Source organism: Enterococcus sp. AZ156 (genome assembly GCF_051714165.1).
GTDB lineage: Bacteria > Bacillota > Bacilli > Lactobacillales > Enterococcaceae > Enterococcus_B > Enterococcus_B pernyi.
On record NZ_JBIORI010000001.1, the window covers coordinates 1,833,481 to 1,850,907 of the forward strand.

A 17,427-nucleotide genomic window follows, 5' to 3' on the forward strand; every position below is an offset into this window, starting at 1 on the left:
ACTTTATTCAGCATATTTCAAGGCTAATGAGGCAGCACCGATAACGCCTGCTTCATTTCCTAATTCAGCTAATTTGATTTTTGTTGATTCTCTCACTTGTGGGAAGGTAAATTCTTTGAAGTATTTCTCCACACGACTGCGTAAAAATTCTCCCGCAGCTGATACGCCTCCACCGATGACAATACTTGATGGATTCAACGTGTTTCCTAAATTCCCGCAAGCTAGTCCTAGATATAGACAGACACGATCGACCACCATCAAACCAAATGGATCATCTGCTTCTGCTAATTCAAAAACATCTTTACTTGTTACTTCTTCACCATTATCAAGCATCGCTTTCAAGCGTGAATCACCGGCATATTCTTCTGCCAAATGACGGGCCACTCGAACGACACCTGTCGCACTTGAGACAGTTTCTAAACAGCCACGTTTGCCACAAGTACATTCGAATCCATTTGGATCGATCGTAATGTGTCCTACTTCTCCAGCGGCTCCAGTCACCCCATGAAGTAAATGACCATCCGCCACAATACCGCCACCAACACCTGTACCTAGAGTGATGAATACGACATCAGGATCATTTTCGCCTGCACCTTTCCAACGTTCGCCTAATGCTGCGACATTGGCGTCATTATCGATGGCAAATTTGATGCCCGTTCCTTCTTCAATCATTTTTTTGACAAATTGAAGCTCGCGCCAATTTAAATTGTACGCACCAATCACTGTACCAGCTTCGCTGTCGACTGTTCCTGGTGTCCCCATACCGATACCGATGAAATCTTCCGCTTTCATACCGTATAAGTTCAGACGATGATTGATAGATTCAATGATTTCAGGAATAATGTGTTTGCCATCATCCAAAATATTGGTATCGATACTCCATTTCTGTTGAATTTCTCCGTCAGGTGTCAAGATCGCAAATTTTGCTGTTGTTCCACCTAAATCAATCCCAATAATTTTTTTGTCCATGATCAAATTCCTTTCTTTCTGCTCTCTTCGATTCGGTGTTCTCTTTTTAAGATGTGCCACGCAGTCATATATGTTTCGTGATCGATCAAATGATTATCATAAAGCTTGCGTAATTCGATCGTCATCAATTCAATATCATAAATCCGTGCTCCCACATAAATAAAGATACCAAATCTCTTGAATAGCTGTTGTACGTCGTATAAGCTTTCCATTTAAAGCACTTCCTTCACATTATACAAGTATTCCATAATTTTTTAAACCCACTAAAACACATATTATAAAAAGAAAGAGAAAAACGATCGACGATATAATACGATGATGGATCGAGTAATCATTGGATCGATTTGGTAATCCTAATAGATTCCCTATCAGGAAACCTCCGATCAAGCCACCAACATGTCCCCAGATATCTACTGAGGTATCTGATATACCGAATATAAAAGAAAAAACAATGAATATCATGTAACGGCGTACAAGCTGTTTCACCACATAATCATTTTTGTAATGAATACCTAGAACAAATAACGCACCAAATAAACCAAAAAGTGATGTACTTGCCCCACCAGATAATACGTTCATTTCATTGAAGGCAAAACTGGTCACATTTCCCATGATACCACTAAGTAAATAAATCAAGAAAAAGCGCCAATGACCGTATACCGTTTCGATTTGTGAACCCATAAAATACAAAACGACAGAGTTCAGTACAAAATGCATCATCCCAAAATGGATAAATATTGGTGTGATCAAACGCCACCATTCATGTAGGTAGGCAATATGCTGGCCAGACATGCCTAGTCCAAAAGCCACGCTATTACCAGGTAATACCTCCATTGCGAAAAAGATGATTGTTTGGATCACTAAAAATATCTGTGTTAAAAATGGCCCATCGAGCCAAGATTTTAATTTGAATTGTTGCTGCCGATTTACTTTCATATATACCCCCTTGTTTTTTTAGTCGTTCAATAAATGTTGGATTTTCTTATCAAAGTCTTCTGGTTCCCAATCATTATGAATCATCTCTTTGAAAGTCAAGCTGCACGTTTGATGCGAATACTCTTTCAGATAGCGATCATAATACCCTCCACCAAAGCCGATTCTGTACCCATCTGGATGAAAGATGATTCCTGGGACGATCAATAAATCGATCATCGTTGCCTCATAAAAATGCGTTGAAACAGGTTCTAACACACCAAAACTTGAACGTTCTAAAACTGTGTTCTCAGAGAACTCATAAAATGCCATTTGACGTTTTGGCAATGTTTTGGGGATCACAACGATTTTCCCTGAGGCTCTCGCTTGTTCGATCAACGGTCGTGTATCTATTTCAAATTCATTTGAAAGAGTTATACCGATGACTTGCGCCTGCTTCCAATACTCGGTTGCAAACAATTGCTTATAGATTTTTTGTTCTTTTTCTTTTTTGTAGCCACTTGCAGCAATTTTTTTAAGTTCATTAATGCCAAATTGACGGAGCTGGTCTTTTTTCTGCTTTTCGTGTCCCAAATAATCACCTGCCTACCTTCTGTTAAAATGGTAGCGGAAAACGGAGAAAATAGCAATTTAACTTTTTAGATTTTTGGATTTGTTCTGTCTAATTTTAGTTAGGACATCGATCTATCCCCATTTGATGTTAACAATCGTCAATCATTCATTCGTTAGATAACACTGAAAAGCATTATAGTTTATGTGGAATCGATGAATAAAGGTTACTCTTTCTTGATGTATACGACAGAAGAAAAATCATTCACAGACTAGATGAAAACTAGTGATGCGAATGATTTTTTTGTTTATATTTGTTTTTCAATTTTCAACTTAACAATTCATGAATAGAGACTTTTTACCATCTATAATTTCTATCTTTTATTATTCGTAGTTGATATAGATTTTACTTAAGTAATTGTGTTCTAAAAATAAAACAATTGCTTGAACTACTTCTTCCAAGCTATCTTTCATTGAGGTTTGATTTATTTTGTTGATATTAAAACATTTTAATTGTTCAATAATAAGGGATTTATCTTTGATTAACCACGGTGAATCATCATACCATCCCTCATGATGAAAGTATTCTTTCAAAATCCCCTTTTTTTCTAAATTACAATCTAATAAGTTATCTAAAATTGTATCAAAATACCCGTTCCAAATTATAAGTTTATTGCCATCAGCTATAAAAGAAAGCTCTGCTTCTCCTTCGAAACCTTCATAAAACTTATTGTCAATCATACCATTCACTCCTTCCAATGACCTTTTTCCAAAATTATAATTTGTTCTGTAGTAGCATTTCCTTTTTTTCTTGCATTTATAGCATCATACCATTTATACGCTTCTACCCATTCATTATCACCAATTTTGAAAAAATTTTGGGGCTTGTTCCCTCCATTTCCAGGTAGTATTCTTTGGATGACCCATGTATTGCCCTGTTCAACAGGTGCTCCTGGAGTTCTTGTATGCCACCTCACTTCATACTTAAATTCACCATCATTCCACTTATAAGTAATCTGTTCATAACCAGCATTCATTGTCTTGGCATTAATTTTTACGTTATCAGGAATATCTATAGGTGCTGTTTTCTTATATTGATTTGCAATTTTAAGTTTCTCTGCTTCAGTTAGCGTGGATAGCTTTGGTATATTTCCACCACCCACCTCCTCAATCTTAGCATTTTCCACCTGCTTCACACCAGTAGTCGTCAATACTTTGTAAGATGCATAAGTAAAGCCTAAGATCATCAGGGCTTGGCCGAGTTCGGATTCGTTGATCCATGTGTAGCCGTCTTTGACGTATTGCGAGGTAGAGACGATACTGCCTAAAAGTGGGTCTAGTTTTTCGCCGGTTTCGTAATTGACGCCTTGACGCCATGCTGCATTGACTTTCTCTTGGTAGGTATCGTACGTCATAAATTGGATCAGCTCAGGTTCTAAGTAGTGACCTACTTTCGTGACATATTGATACAGCTCGGGGTTCACGATGCCGTAGCCTGATTGCTTGTCTTCGATTTTCCAAAAGACACGTGGGTTGACCTCGCTATCGTGAATAATGAGAGCATAGACGTTGTACTTTTCTAGTTCTTTATTTTTAGTTGGATCGATGCCTTTTTTCTCGTTTTCTGCATGTTGCCATTTGTCTTGGATCGTGGTTGTCCACGACAAATCTTTCGGGATAGAGAATGATTTTTTTTGACTGTTCCAAGCTGTTTTTGTTTGAGCGAGTCCTTGATTGACTGCTTGTTCGATACTTTTGATTTCTGTAAAAAATTGGGCGGAACTTTGATTGTAAGCTAAGAGTTTTTGGAGTTTTTCTTCCAGTTTGTGTTTCAAGTCATGATACATCATGAGTAACAACGTATTCTGATTGAGTTGAAAGCCTTGGTGTTCTTCTGGCATATGTGGTGAAAGAAGCAGTTGCCGTATTCCCTCGGCTTGGATGATATATTGATTCATTTGACGAATTTGCGCTTCTAATTCGGATTGTTTCAAGCTAATGGAGTCGACTTGTTCTATGTACTGTTGTGGAAATCGTTTTGCTACTTTTTCGACCGCTTCGGAGAGTAAGATTCCTCCTTGCACGAGTGGGTATAGTACTTGGGAAAAATAGGCTTTCGCAGCGTCGTAGGTTTTCCCTTGGAGATTGGGCGTTTGTAAAGTGAATTGAGTGATGGCTTGTTGGAGATTTTGGTAATCAGTGACTTGTTTTTGGCAGAAGTGACTGGCGCTCGTAGCTTGTGTTAAGGAGTCGTTTAGGTACATGTCGATACTCATAGGTTTTGTTCCTCCGACATGATTTTTCTTTTCTCAAAAGCAATTTCTTCGAGTTTATTCGTGATTCTTTGTTGTTGGATCATTTCGTGATGTTGGCATTCATCAAAGCCATTCATCAATCGCCTACTTTGATGTGAAAACTCCGAGGTGAATGTTTCGATGGACGTAAAGATATTCGATTTCTGGTAAGACAATTGTAATTGAAATAAGAAGTTTCCGATTTCTTTAAAGTGATTCTGGTAATCTGAACGGCAGGCATCAAGTTGTTTCATTTTCTTTTCCTGTTCTTCTCTTTTTTGCTTGCAGCAACGTTTCCTCGGTATCAAGATTTGTCCATTGATTCATTAGCGTCTCTCCTTGAAAAGATCTCGACTTAATTGAGTGTCTAGTGTAGAAAAACCTTGAGCAGCAGTTTGCAATTGATTAGCAGCGCCTGAGATAGCTGAGGCAATTTGATTGGCTAAGTTTTTGGCGGACGTTATGCTACTTTGAATGTCTTGATTGCCAATTAGCGTGGTGCGTGTGTCATTTTGAAGCGATAATGCTTGGTTTAAAGGGGTGGTTGCACTGGTGATTCTTGAAGTGGACTGTTGGGCTTGTTGAAAATTACTGCTGAATGTGACCATAGATCTCCTCCTCAGTTTATATATGTCGAATAGAACGCTTACATATTATATTATAACAATATATAATCAACTAGTGGGTTAAAATCCCATTAGATAGGCATCGTTACTTTATCTCCTATCTGATTGTTGAAAGTATTGTTCAATGTAAAAAAACACTGAAGACAAAATCTCCTTCAGTGTTTCCCGATCCCAACATTCTGGTCTTATCCTAGACAGATAGTTGTTTCTTTTGAATATAAAATAATAAATAAAGAAAATACGGTGCGCCCAAGACGGCAATCAAGATCCCTGTAGGAACTTCTCCATCTGGTAAAATGATGCGCGCAAGAATATCAGCAATATTGACAAATAATCCTCCGAACAAACCACTGAATAGGAGTGTCCACTGATTTTCTTTACGTACAATGATTTTGGCAGCATGCGGTGCGAGTAAACCCACAAAGGACAAGCTGCCTGCCACAGCAACACTGCCACAGGCTAAACCAACTGCAAGCAGTAATAAAACTGACTGACTTCGTGACACGTTCAACCCTAAGCTTTGCGCACGTTCTGGGCCAAAGGATAAAAGACCAATCCTGCGACTATAGAAAAACGCTAAAGGGATCAGAATAAGTACCCATGGCAAAAAGGCAGTGACATAAGGCCAACTAGCCCCCCAGATTGAACCTGCTAACCAAGCGTTCACAAAGCCATAATTTTCTTTTGAGATTTTTATCGTACTTAAAAGCATTGCCGCAGAAAAGCCCGCATTCACAGCGATACCTGAAAGGAGCAAGCGATTCATCGCTACTTGTCCAGAACGCTGATAGGCAACAAAATAGACTAGACATGCAGCAAGCGTGCCGCCTAAAAAGGCAACGAAAAGCAACAAGAAAGGTGACGCATGGCTAGTAAAAAAACCTAAGTATAGCATCACAAAAAATCCTGCGCCGGAGTTGATACCTAGAATACTTGAATCAGCTAATGGGTTTCTAGTTACTCCTTGCAAAAGATAGCCTGCGATTCCTAGACAGGTACCTGCGAATAAACTGATCAATAGGCGTGGCAAGCGAAATTCTGTCAGAACCAATTGTTGGACCTGTGTTCCTCTACCAAGTGCGACATCGATCAATTGATCAATATAAAGAAACGGTGTACCGATCATTAAACTGATTCCCGCAGTCACAAACCATAAAAATAGTAACAGGCCAATCCCCCAATATATTTTTTTCACACGCGTTCCCTCCTAACTTGTACCAATAAAAAAGGGACACCAATCAAGGAAATGACTAAGCCAAAAGGTGTTTCAAATGGTGGATTGACCATGCGTGCCACAAAATCTGCTAACATAACTAAGATCCCCCCAGCGATAAATGAAGCTGGCAAGACATACCGATAATCCGTACCGACAAAGCCACGAACAACAGGTGGAACCATCAAACCAATAAAAGAGACGGGCCCAACTAAAGAAACAGCTAACGCTGCTAAGATCGAAACAAAGATGAAAACCAGTACCCGTGTGCGCTGTGGATGTCCTCCTAAGGCGATCGCATGCGATTCACTCAAATGGATCAGGGAGATCGACTTCCCTAATAGAAAAGAGCCAATAACCGCCACTAGATAGATAGGTGAAAGAACGAGTAACTGTTGCCAAGTAATATTCGCCGCACCGCCAACAAACCAAAAAGTCAAATCTTGTTGTAGATTAAATAACTGGGTCAGTGCTTGGCTGATTGCGGTAAAAAAAGAACTGATTGCCACACCGGCTAAAATCATCTGCATAGTACTAAGTCCTATTTTTGAAAAACTGAAAAAACCTAGAACGATCATCGTCACGATCAACGAACCAAGTAATGAAAGCAGAAAAATTGAAAACGGCGAAGCTTTAGGTAAAAAAGCAAAGCTAAATGCCATGGCTAACGAGGCACCAGCATTGATCCCTAACAATCCTGAATCTGCCAAGTTGTTTCGCGTTACCCCTTGCATCAAAGCGCCACTGAGGGCGAAACAGCTACCCACAATAAATGCTCCGATGACCCGAGGCAGACGGATATTACGTATGATCTGCTGGGCTTGATCAGTTGGATCGAAATGGAACAACGCCTGCCAGACTTCATTTCCTTTAACTTCAGAAGCACCATTATACAAAGCAAAAAAGAAGACAAGGATTGCCAATAACAGAAGCAGCCATAGGATATTTATTTTTTTCCCTTTCCTCATCATTTTCCCTCCGGTTTCTTGATGAGATCATATGTTAAAAAGACAGGTTTATTTGTTTCAGGTAATTGAACGATTTGTGCTTCGATCTCAAAAATCTCTCTCATCCATTCTTTCGTGATGACTTGTTCTGGAGTCCCGTTGACAATTAATCGCCCTTCTTTCATTGCGACTAAATAATCGGAAAAGCGGGAGGCATGATTGATGTCATGGATCGACATCAAAATCGTTGTTTTTTTCATTCGGTTGATTTCTTTCAGCAGATCTAAGATTTCCAGTTGATGCGCCGGATCTAAAAAAGTTGTCGGTTCATCAAGAATCAAGATATCTGCTTCTTGAGCTAACGCCATCGCAATCCAGACTCGTTGGGCTTGACCTCCGGATAAACTAGCTAAGTCTCGATCTTTTAGCGAGATCAGATCCGTCGCTGTCAATGCCCACTCAATGGCTTGCAGATCTTGATCATCCATGCCACTGAATAGTTTTTGATAAGGATATCTACCGTAAGAAACGACTTCTTCGACTGTCATTCCTAATGGGTATTCACTCGTTTGGGCTAGTAAGGCAAGTTTCCGAGCTAGTTCTTTCGAATGATAGGTCGTCAAGTCACGATCGTTGACTAATATTTTACCGTTTTTTACAGGAAGTATGCGGGTAAAGCTTTTTAATAATGTAGACTTACCACTGCCGTTCGGGCCAATCAAACTGGTGATTTTCCCTTCTGGTATAGCGACAGACAAATTTTCAATTATCGTTTTGTTGGGGTAACCGGTAGTAATTTCAACTGCATTTAATCTAGACATATACTTCCCCCTCTCATTGAAAATCATTCTCAATTATGACGGTACTTCACAAATTCGTCAAGCACAAATTTCGTCATTTACGTTAGTAAAAAGAGTTGACAGCGCCCTTTTCTTGGGGAATAATAGCAATTGAGAAACATTCTCAATTACGTTTGGAGGAAAGACATGAGACTTAAAAATAAACTATTCACAATCTCTAGTGCATTACTTTTGGTGGGATTACTGAGCGCTTGCTCGCCAGGCTCATCTACAACCGAAGAGACAACCGCATCATCGACTACTGCTGATAATGGTACGCATACCTTGACAGATACATTAGGACATTCAGTTGAAATACCTAACCAACCAAAGCGGATCATCGGCAGTTATTTAGAGGATTATCTTGTTGCGTTAGGTGAAACCCCGGTTGCTCAATGGACAGTCGGCAGTGGTTCGATCCAAGATTATTTACAAGATGATCTGAAAGATGTCCCAACTATCTCCTATGATCTACCCTATGAAAATGTGTTAAGTTTTGAACCTGATTTATTATTGATTTCTTCTTCAGCCACTGTTGAAGGTGGTAAATACGAGCAATATAGTAAAATTGCTCCAACCTATGTTGTTAAAAATGGTACCGATGTCACATGGGAAGAACAGTTGCAAGACATTGGCAAAGTATTGAATAAAGAGGACAAAGCAGAGGAAATCATTCAAGATTATCAAGATTACGCGAAAGAAACACGAGAAGAATTGAGTGATCAGATCGATGGGAAAACAGCGGCTGTCTTATGGGTCACGAACAACTCTGCCTTTATGGTCAGCCAGAATCGTTCAAGCGGTCGCATCGTTTATGAAGATCTACAATTTGGTGTGCCATCTTTAGTAGAAGAAGTATCAAAAGAGGCAACCTCTGATTGGTCAGCTGTTTCATCAGAAAAATTAGCTGAATTAGACGCAGACTACATCATCTTAGTCAATAGTGATGAACAAGCAGCGATGTTCAACGAACCCACTTGGCAAAATTTGAAAGCAGTCAAAGCGGGTCAAGTGTTCGAATTTGGTCCAACTTCTAGCTGGTTATATAATGGACCAATCGCTAGTCGTCAAATGATCGATGATATCAAAGGCGAGCTAAAGTAAAAACGTGAAAACCACAATTTGGCTTGCGCTGTAAATAAAAGAAGTGTTCCATGTGCTAGCTGGTAAACAGCACATCGAAAAACGACAATCACCAAGAGGTAAAATTCTTCGGTGATTGTCGTTTTTTTCGATATTCAATTTGTTTGTCGCTTACTAAGAATTTCGGTAATCACGTAACCGATAGCCAACTCCGATCTCAGTGATCAAATATTCTGGACGAATGGTATTTTTCTCGATTTTTTTCCGAATGTTTGACATATTCACTCGCAACACTTGGGAATCTGTTCCATAAGGCCCCCAAACTTCTGATGTTAATACGCGATAAGTGACGACCTTCCCAAGGTGTTGGAATAATACGAGCAAAATGCGATATTCATTCTTAGTGAGATGGATCGGTTCTCCTGCTTTGGTTAACAGTTGGCTTTCTGTGTCCAAAGTCAATTCACCATTGGTGATGACTGAAGGTAATTCCTCTTGTTTACGATGACGAAAAGCGGTTCTGATCCTAGCAAGTAATTCATTCATCCCAAAAGGTTTAGTGACGTAATCATCAGCACCGAGATCAAGGGCTTTGACTTTTTCATGCTCGTTGTTTCGCGCTGAGATCACGATCAACGGTGTAGCCAGTCGTTTACGAATGATTTTCAATAATTCGATGCCATCAATGTCTGGCAAACCTAAATCGAGCAAAATCAAGTCAAAGGAATCTTCTTGGAACACATGCAAAGCTTCCATGCCTGTTGTGGCAATCGTAACGTGATAATGTTCTTTTGCCAACACGACTTCCATAAAATCAGTGATCGTTGGGTCATCTTCAATCAATAGTACTTTCCTCATGTAACGTCACCTCCTCACTCTTGTTCAAATAGATGCGAACCACTGTTTTCCCTTCTGATACAGCCATCTCTAATTTCCCATTATGGGCATGGATGATGGTTTTGACAATACTTAATCCAATGCCAAGACCATTTTTTGAATCGATTGGTACTTCTTCTTCATTAGATAGATTCATCTGGATTTTTTCATATTGCTTCAATGAGATTTCACCATCATTCTTCACTTCGCAAATGACCTGTTGTCCCTCTTGAAACACGCTAACTTCTACTTGCCCTTGTGTCGATCCATGACGAAACGCATTTTCCACCAGATTGAACATCGCTTGCTCAATCAAGATAGGGTCAACTTCGACAAATAAAACCGCTGTCGGTAAATGAACCAATAGTTCCTTGTCAGGATAAACTTTTGTGACATGTTCATAGACTGCTTCGATGATTTCCTCAATCGGTTCTGTTGTTTTTTTCACTTGCATCGTGTCCATATTGATCCGTGTGATCGACAACAGATTCTCCACCATTCGAATCAACCATTGGGATTCTGTCTGGATATCGGTCAGCAATTTTTGGCGCGTTGCTTGTTTCAGCTCTTCATCTGTTTGCAAGAGTGTTTCTGCAATCCCAGAAATCGCAGTCAATGGTGTACGCAAATCATGGGAGATCGCACGTAATAAATTACTGCGAACTTTTTCACGTTCATTTTCTAACTCAATTTGTTCTTTTTCATTCTTAAGCTCTGTTTGCTCTAAGATAACAGCAAGCTGGGTCAACACTAACCGTAAATAATTCAATTGACTATCCTCGATCGGCAGCCCGCGACTGCGACGAATCCCTAAAACAGCTAACGTCTTACCATTTGCGACAATCGGTAAATAAAAACCTTTTGCGCCACTTAATGTATCCGTTCCATAACCTGAGTCTTTTTGATTTTTAGCCGTCCAATAAGCTACTGCTGCCTCTTCTGGATGATCGAGTAAAAATGGGGCATCTTTTGGTGTATATTGGCTTAGCTTGATGGCATGTTTATCAAAGAAAATCACTTCCCGATCCAATAGTCTACCTAAATAAGTGGCAGATAATTCAACGATTTGTTGCTGATCTTCTGCTAAAACAAACTGCTTGTTCAGTTCATACAGAATTTCCATCTGTTGTTCTTTTTCTCTGGCATGGACAGCCTGTTTTTTCAGACGAACCATTAAATTACTGATCATCAGTGCAACGATCAGCATGATGACTAAAGTAATCGGATAACCTTGTTTATATACGGTCAAGGAATACAGCGGCTCGACAAAAAACCAGTTGAAAGCTAAGACACTTAAAATAGAAGATAATGCGCTCCAAAAATAGCCAGAGGTCAAACGGGCAACAAGTAAGATAAAGAAAATGTACACCAACATCAAGTTTTGTTCTCCAAAGTGAAGATATTGCATCACTTCAGTCAAGAGCGTTGCTACGAACACACAGATCAATGAAATCGCAAAATCTTTTCCTCCCCCTTCCACTAGTTTCTTGGAATGGGAAAGGATGGTTGAACGTTTTTCTTTATAAGGAATCAAGTGAAGTTCAGTTTCTGGCAATCGTTTGAGCAGTCGTACATCCAGCTCTTCTGAAAACAATCGCTCCGTCCACGGTTTCGCCAAATTTTTACCGATGATCAAATCGGTTGCGCCGACCAGTTTAGCATATTCGACGATCGTTTCAAATGAATGGTCCTCCTCGATTACCACGACTTCTGCGCCAAGTTTCTCCGCTAAGTCATTCGTCCCTTGTAAACGATCATCGGAACGAATGTATAGCACGATCCATTCTGCCCCCAAGCCTTGAGCTAACCGAGCAGTCCACCGAATACTTTTCTCAGCCATTTTAGGGAAAGCATCTTGAACGATCGTGATCAATTTACTTTGGACACCATTTGTTTTACCGATCACACGATTGATATGATCCGAAGCCCGTTGAATCGCTAGACCTCGTAACTGTTCCAATTTTTTAGGAATAAAGAAGTGCTGCAAGGCGCGTTTTGCATTTTCATCAGCATAGATTTTCCCTTGCGCTAAACGATCGATCAATTCATCTGGTTCCACATCGATCACCTTCAATGTCGCCTGTTGGAAAAACGTATCCGGAACCGTTTCTTTTACTTCGATCCCAGTCACTTCTTCAACGATATCATTCAAGCTTTCAATATGTTGGACGTTGATCGTCGTATGGACATTGATTCCTGCATTCAATAATTCTTCGATAGCTTGATATCGCTTGCGATTTCTTGATCCTGGCGCATTACTATGGGCTAATTCATCGATCAAAACGATCTCTGGCTGACGTTTGATAATGGCATCGATATTAGGTTCACTCAAAGTCAGCCCCTTATACGTCACTTCTTTTAAAGGAATCTGTGGTAATCCTTCTAATAATTGGTTCGTATCCGGGCGATCATGAGGTTCGATGTAGCCTACCACAATGTCTTTACCTAGTACGCTCAGCTCTTGTGCTTCCGCCAGCATTGCATACGTCTTGCCGACTCCCGCCGCGAAACCAAAATACACCCGTAGACGTCCTCGGCTTTTTTCACGCTGGTGTAACATTTCTGAAACATCCTGTCTTTCCATCTTTGTTTCTCCTAACCCCTCTGCCACCTACATGTTATCAAGTGACAGATTCAATTCAAGCACGTTGACAAACATTCGATCTGAAAACCAATCTTTTTGTGCTTTTTCCTGTATTATAGCACGAATCTTAGTAACCTCTTCTCCCCGCTCTTTAGCGATACGAGAGACTTGACTTTCTGCGGCTACCACACTGATATGCGGATCAACACCGCTTGCAGAGTTTGTGACTAAATCGATTGGGATCTCCGTAGTTTGATTGCTTTGTTGTGCCAATTTCGTTTTATCTTCTACTAATTTCTTTTGCTCCGATGAGGTTGGTGAAAGTTGGGTCACGTCTTGCCCTCTTCCACTAAAATAAGCTGCCTGTTGAAAGGATTGTCCAATCAACGAAGAGCCAACCACCTTCCCTGAAACGACTTCCTGACTACCATTGGCTTGATGAGCAAAGAAAAGTTGACCGATACCAGTAACAGCGACGGTGTATAGCCCACCGAAGAGTAGGATGCTGAGGAATAAAAAACTAAGCTGTGCTCTAAGGATCTTTTTCATAGGTGAATTCCTTCTTTCTGCAAAATGTCTTTCTTTTTATATTAAGAAAAAGCTCAAAACGAGATCGATCAGTTTGATGAATATGAATGGGGCAATTAAACCACCTAATCCATAGACCAATAGATTATGCCGCAAAATCTGACTGGCAGGTTTTTCTGTATACTTGACTCCTTTTAACGCTAAAGGAATCAATGCGACAATAATCACTGCATTATAGATAACAGCCGATAAAATCGCCGTAAGAGGACTACCTAATGCCATGATATTCAATTGGGCCAATTCGGGATAGATCCCATAAAACAAGACTGGGATCACAGCAAAATATTTAGCGACGTCATTTGCAATACTAAACGTGGTCAAAGCACCTCTAGTCATCAATAATTGTTTACCGATACGTACGACCTTCAATAGCTTCGTTGGACTAGAATCTAAATCGATCATATTGCCCGCTTCTTTTGCTGCTTGTGTCCCTGTATTCATCGCCACTGCCACATCCGCTTGTGCTAATGCTGGCGCATCATTCGTTCCATCACCTGTCATTGCTACAAGATGACCTTTTTCTTGATAGTCACGAATAAGATCCATTTTATTTTCAGGTGTTGCTTCTGCGAGAAAGTCGTCGACCCCCGCCTCAGCCGCAATCGCCGCTGCTGTCAAAGGATTATCTCCTGTGATCATGATAGTTTTAATCCCCATTTTACGCATATCTGCGAAGTTTTCCTGTACGCCATTTTTTACAATATCTTTGAGATAAATGACCCCCATCACTTGATCATTTTTTACAACCACCAAAGGAGTTCCGCCAGCTTGGGCAACTTTTGCAACGATGTGATCACATTCTTCTGGATATTGTCCACCACGTGCCTGCACATATTTCTTGATCGTATCTGCGGCACCTTTACGGATCTGATCGCCACGATAATCCATGCCGCTCATGCGGGTTTGCGCACTAAAATCAATGAATTTCACTTCAGATTTTTCAAAAATACGTTCCCGCAAAGCAAATTTTTCTTTAGCTAAAATGACAATACTGCGGCCTTCTGCCGTCTCATCTGCTAAAGATGAAAGTTGTGCTGCATCAGCTAATTGTTGTTCTGTGACGCCATTGACCGGTAAAAACTCACTTGCCCGACGATTTCCTAAAGTAATCGTTCCTGTTTTATCTAACAGTAATACATCAACATCTCCCGCTGCTTCGATGGCACGACCACTCATTGCAATCACGTTTTCTTTCGTTAATCGACTCATTCCAGCAATTCCGATCGATGAAATCAATGCACCGATCGTCGTTGGCGCTAAACATACGAATAAAGCAATGACAACGATCGTCGCAATCGGCGCCCCTTTACCTGACAGCTGACTACTGAATTCGGTAAAAGGAACTAAACTAACAGAGACCGCTAAAAAGATGATCGTTAACGTGATCAAAAAGATTTGTAACCCGATCTCATTCGGGGTTTTCTTTCGTTGTGTCCCTTCCACCATTGAAATCATTTGATCTAAAAAGGAGTGTCCATTTTCGGATGTCACACGGATCACCAAGTAATCAGAAACCACCGTCGTCCCACCAGTAACGGCACTTCGATCGCCCCCTGATTCACGGATTACTGGCGCTGATTCCCCTGTAATGGCACTTTCGTCCACTGAAGCAGCTCCTTCGATTACATCACCATCCGCCGGAATTTGTTGACCCGATACTACGTAAATCAGATCCCCCTTTTTGAGATCAGAAGATTTGATTTCAATAAATTCTTGGTTTTCAATGTCTTCTAAGCGATTGATCTTATAAGTGACTACTTCTTTTTTTGCTTGCTTCAAGCTATTTGCTTGCGCTTTTCCGCGACCTTCTGCCACTGCTTCGGCAAAATTTGCAAACAATAAAGTGATCCATAACAAACAGGTGATCGTTATAGTAAACCATAAAGGCACGGTTGTTTGTTCAAAACAAAGGATCGTCGCTAAGATCGCTCCGATGTAGACCATGAACATCACTGGGTTTTTGATTTGTTGTCTTGGGTCTAATTTGACAAAGGCTTCTTTGATTGCCCATACATAAATAGTTTTCATTTGATTTTACTCCTTCTAACTTAAGGTAAAATGATCAGCGATCGGACCTAATGCCAACGCTGGTAAAAAGCTCAATGCTCCGACAACAAGGATAACGATCATCAACATGGAGATGAATGTGCCATTCGTTGTTGAAAGTGTTCCATCATTGATCGCGATGGTTTTCTTCCTTCCCATGTTTTCAGCCAAGAACAAAATAGCAACGATCGGAATGTAGCGAGAGCACAACATCAAGACACTTCCTAAAAGATTTAGAAACGATTTATCTGCCGTCAACCCACCAAATGCACTCCCGTTATTATTTGCTAGAGAAGTCACATTATAAAGCAACTCACTAAATCCATGAGGCCCTTTATTGGTCAACCAAGTTAAAACATCAGGATGCAGTGAAACTGCCATCGTACCAAACAACGTCAATAATACTGGCGTCAAAATCACTAAACTAGCCATCTTGATATCGAAAGCCTCGATTTTCTTGCCTAAATATTCTGGCGTACGCCCGACAAGTAGCCCAGCGATAAAAACCGTCAGTAGTAGAAATGCCAACATGCCATATAATCCACTACCCACACCACCAAAGATGATCTCCCCTAATTGCATCAAGAAAAGCGGAATACCACCACCGAGAGGCGTAAAACTGTCCAACATCGCATTGACTGATCCATTCGATGCCGCTGTTGTGCTAACAGCCCATAAGCTTGACCAACCCACACCAAAACGTACTTCTTTTCCTTCCATATTCAGTGAACCCAGAACATCCGTAAAAGCGGGCCCATGATATTCACTAATTGCTACACCTACAAAAGCTGCAAAAAGAAAAACAAACGAAACGATCAAAATCGTTCGACCTTGTTTCCATTCTTTGACCCAATAGCCAAAAGCAAAAATCAATGCAGTAGGTATCAACAAGATGGCGAGATTCTCGATGAAATTAGAAAAAATCGTCGGATTCTCAAATGGATGAGCGGAATTTGCACCAAAAAATCCACCACCATTGGTTCCTAATTGCTTGATGGATACTTGACTGGCCACAGGTCCTAGATACAACCATAAAGATTCTCCAGATAGACCAGTGTATGACATCCCATGACTAAACGTTTGAACCACGCCTTGGGAAATCAGAAGTACAGCAGTAATTAATGAAAGTGGTAAAAAAATGTAAAGCAAACTGCGTACTAGATCTTGCCAAAAATTGCCCAGTTGGCTTGATTTCCTTTGGATGATGCCGCGGATCAATGCACAAAGAACCGCTAAACCTACAGCTGCTGACAAGAAATTTTGAACAGTCAAACCAAGCATTTGCGTCGTATTCGACAGTGTCACTTCTCCTGCGTAAGCTTGCCAGTTGGTATTTGTCACAAAACTAACAGCTGTATTCACGGCTAAATCAAATGACAGATTTTCCACGCCATTATTGCCAGGAAGCCAACCTTGGACCATCAATAATCCGGTTAAAAATAGCAAAGAACAGATTCCAATACCCAACACATGCGCTAAATAGCGCTTCGCCGTCATTTTCTTTTGACTCTCAGGACCAATCAATTGATAAAAAAAGCGTTCGATTGGTTGGATGAAACGTACATATTTTGGTGTTTCCCCTGTCATGATCAACTTGATGTACCACCCAAGAGGTGCGGCTAAAACGAGTAGAATAAAAAAGAAAAACAACCCTTGAAATACTGCACTCATCATTGCTCTTCCCCCTTAAATAAAAACCAAAATAGATAAGCTAACAAAATAATACTGATACAACCTAAAAATAAGATCATTTTCTTCCTCTCCTTTGTTTTCATCATAGACAAAGGACTATAAAGATAGTGTTAATATTCAAGAAATTTCTTTATATGTTCTTTATACAACACAAAAAAACAGCTAAACCTTAAGGAGCAACGCTCGCT

General features: G+C 40.3%; 17 protein-coding genes. 1 reads left to right on the forward strand and 16 read right to left on the reverse strand.

Annotation, left to right across the window (positions count from 1 at the left end; translation table 11 throughout):
• Nucleotides 1-3 precede the first annotated feature (3 nt).
• The 11 genes from IGJ95_RS08685 to IGJ95_RS08735 form a co-directional block, all read right to left on the reverse strand.
• Nucleotides 4-969 (reverse strand): ROK family glucokinase, encoded by a 966-nt coding sequence (locus tag IGJ95_RS08685; RefSeq protein WP_019723942.1) that lies wholly within the window; start codon nucleotides 967-969, stop codon nucleotides 4-6.
• Nucleotides 970-971: 2 nt separating this feature from the next.
• A complete protein-coding gene (locus tag IGJ95_RS08690) occupies nucleotides 972-1,181 on the reverse strand; it encodes a YqgQ family protein (protein ID WP_010735144.1) in 210 nt (69 codons plus the stop codon).
• A 19-nt stretch (nucleotides 1,182-1,200) separates the two neighbouring features.
• A complete protein-coding gene (locus IGJ95_RS08695) occupies nucleotides 1,201-1,905 on the reverse strand; it encodes a rhomboid family intramembrane serine protease (protein WP_010735143.1) in 705 nt (234 codons plus the stop codon).
• 18 nt (nucleotides 1,906-1,923) lie between these two features.
• Nucleotides 1,924-2,475: a 5-formyltetrahydrofolate cyclo-ligase gene (locus tag IGJ95_RS08700; protein ID WP_153829740.1), complete on the reverse strand. Its 552-nt coding sequence runs from the start codon at nucleotides 2,473-2,475 to the stop codon at nucleotides 1,924-1,926.
• Between the two features lie 360 nt (nucleotides 2,476-2,835).
• Nucleotides 2,836-3,192: a hypothetical protein gene (locus IGJ95_RS08705; RefSeq protein ID WP_010735141.1), complete on the reverse strand. Its 357-nt coding sequence runs from the start codon at nucleotides 3,190-3,192 to the stop codon at nucleotides 2,836-2,838.
• A gap of 5 nt (nucleotides 3,193-3,197) precedes the next feature.
• Nucleotides 3,198-4,727, reverse strand: coding sequence for a hypothetical protein (locus IGJ95_RS08710; RefSeq protein ID WP_010735140.1), 1,530 nt, complete (start codon nucleotides 4,725-4,727; stop codon nucleotides 3,198-3,200).
• Complete coding sequence (locus IGJ95_RS08715) at nucleotides 4,724-4,999, reverse strand: DUF3958 family protein (RefSeq protein WP_267463339.1); 276 nt, start codon at nucleotides 4,997-4,999, stop codon at nucleotides 4,724-4,726. Before IGJ95_RS08715 ends, IGJ95_RS08710 begins: the two co-directional genes overlap by 4 nt.
• Nucleotides 5,000-5,071: 72 nt before the next feature.
• Nucleotides 5,072-5,353, reverse strand: coding sequence for a TIGR04197 family type VII secretion effector (locus tag IGJ95_RS08720; protein ID WP_153829739.1), 282 nt, complete (start codon nucleotides 5,351-5,353; stop codon nucleotides 5,072-5,074).
• 208 nt (nucleotides 5,354-5,561) lie between these two features.
• Nucleotides 5,562-6,566 (reverse strand): FecCD family ABC transporter permease, encoded by a 1,005-nt coding sequence (locus IGJ95_RS08725; protein WP_010735137.1) that lies wholly within the window; start codon nucleotides 6,564-6,566, stop codon nucleotides 5,562-5,564.
• On the reverse strand, nucleotides 6,563-7,552 hold the full coding sequence (locus tag IGJ95_RS08730; RefSeq protein ID WP_062805058.1) for a FecCD family ABC transporter permease: 990 nt from the start codon (nucleotides 7,550-7,552) through the stop codon (nucleotides 6,563-6,565). Before IGJ95_RS08730 ends, IGJ95_RS08725 begins: the two co-directional genes overlap by 4 nt.
• Nucleotides 7,552-8,352 (reverse strand): ABC transporter ATP-binding protein, encoded by an 801-nt coding sequence (locus IGJ95_RS08735; RefSeq protein ID WP_023519886.1) that lies wholly within the window; start codon nucleotides 8,350-8,352, stop codon nucleotides 7,552-7,554. Before IGJ95_RS08735 ends, IGJ95_RS08730 begins: the two co-directional genes overlap by 1 nt.
• 165 nt (nucleotides 8,353-8,517) lie before the next feature.
• Here IGJ95_RS08735 and IGJ95_RS08740 point away from each other — a divergent pair, with 165 nt between their 5' ends.
• A complete protein-coding gene (locus IGJ95_RS08740; protein WP_023519887.1) occupies nucleotides 8,518-9,474 on the forward strand; it encodes an iron-hydroxamate ABC transporter substrate-binding protein in 957 nt (318 codons plus the stop codon).
• Between the two features lie 153 nt (nucleotides 9,475-9,627).
• On the opposite strand, the gene IGJ95_RS08745 is transcribed toward IGJ95_RS08740, so the two are convergent.
• Genes IGJ95_RS08745 through kdpA form a run of 5 tightly spaced genes read right to left on the reverse strand, consistent with a single transcriptional unit; the run spans nucleotide 9,628 to nucleotide 17,221 of the window.
• Nucleotides 9,628-10,311, reverse strand: a complete 684-nt coding sequence (locus IGJ95_RS08745) for a response regulator transcription factor (RefSeq protein ID WP_010735133.1) — start codon at nucleotides 10,309-10,311, stop codon at nucleotides 9,628-9,630.
• Complete coding sequence (locus IGJ95_RS08750; RefSeq protein ID WP_438748259.1) at nucleotides 10,289-12,913, reverse strand: DUF4118 domain-containing protein; 2,625 nt, start codon at nucleotides 12,911-12,913, stop codon at nucleotides 10,289-10,291. Before IGJ95_RS08750 ends, IGJ95_RS08745 begins: the two co-directional genes overlap by 23 nt.
• Nucleotides 12,914-12,940: 27 nt before the next feature.
• Nucleotides 12,941-13,462 carry a potassium-transporting ATPase subunit C gene (locus tag IGJ95_RS08755; protein ID WP_153829737.1) on the reverse strand — a complete coding sequence of 174 codons (522 nt, stop codon included), beginning with the start codon at nucleotides 13,460-13,462 and terminating at the stop codon, nucleotides 12,941-12,943.
• A 36-nt stretch (nucleotides 13,463-13,498) separates the two neighbouring features.
• Nucleotides 13,499-15,529 (reverse strand): potassium-transporting ATPase subunit KdpB, encoded by a 2,031-nt coding sequence (gene kdpB, locus IGJ95_RS08760; RefSeq protein WP_108145759.1) that lies wholly within the window; start codon nucleotides 15,527-15,529, stop codon nucleotides 13,499-13,501.
• A gap of 15 nt (nucleotides 15,530-15,544) precedes the next feature.
• Nucleotides 15,545-17,221, reverse strand: coding sequence for a potassium-transporting ATPase subunit KdpA (gene kdpA, locus IGJ95_RS08765; protein ID WP_438761733.1), 1,677 nt, complete (start codon nucleotides 17,219-17,221; stop codon nucleotides 15,545-15,547).
• Nucleotides 17,222-17,427 lie beyond the last annotated feature (206 nt).